The organism is Pantoea sp. ANP04 (assembly GCF_041982285.1).
Taxonomy (GTDB): Bacteria; Pseudomonadota; Gammaproteobacteria; order Enterobacterales; family Enterobacteriaceae; genus Pantoea; species Pantoea eucalypti.
In genome coordinates, this window is record NZ_JAUTYS010000084.1 from 1 (window position 1) to 608 (window position 608).

A 608-nucleotide genomic window follows, 5' to 3' on the forward strand; every position below is an offset into this window, starting at 1 on the left:
TGAAGATGTAAAAAATAAGCCAATGGAAAAGAACGCTGTAAGCGAAGAATACAAAAAGGAATTGAAGGCAGAAGCACGCAGAGAAGTCCTGGAAGAAATTCTCAAGGCAGAAGAAGCGAAGCGCAAGGCCGAAGCCGAAAAGGAAGAAGCGAAGCGCAAAGCCGAAGATGAAAAGCGTAAGGCAGAAGAAGAAAAGCGCAAAGCAGAAGAAGCGAAGCGCAAGGCTGTTGAAGGCGAACAAACTATCCTTTTCTAAAGAGGTTCTAATGAGTAGCTATTTCACAAGAACTGAACGCATTTCCATTCAACGTGGAAAACTTGTTAGAATTATTACGGCCCACGGCATTGGGAAAAAATTCAAAGATAAGAACCTTGACGTTTGCAAGATTTACGAAGATGGCCGAACCTTTATCCGCAACATTGATTACAAAAGCCTTGCTGGATGGATGATTAACTGGCCCGAAGAAATGATTGATAATGGTTACGGCTACAAATATAAAGCCGAATTGGAAAAATGGGTAAAAGTAAATCACGATATGAATTCTTTGTCATGCGCTTATCCGTCAGAAAGCGACAAAGAAAAGGTTATTTCAGTTTATCCGGATTTC

The 608-nt window shown here is 41.0% G+C and carries 2 protein-coding genes; both read left to right on the forward strand.

Annotated features, from left to right (window positions below):
* The coding region (locus tag Q7C21_RS22450; RefSeq protein ID WP_375151151.1) for a hypothetical protein at positions 1-256 on the forward strand (256 nt) is incomplete at its 5' end.
* 10 nt (positions 257-266) lie between these two features.
* Positions 267-608, forward strand: a 342-nt coding sequence (locus tag Q7C21_RS22455; protein ID WP_375151152.1) for a hypothetical protein, incomplete at its 3' end; no start/stop codon positions are given.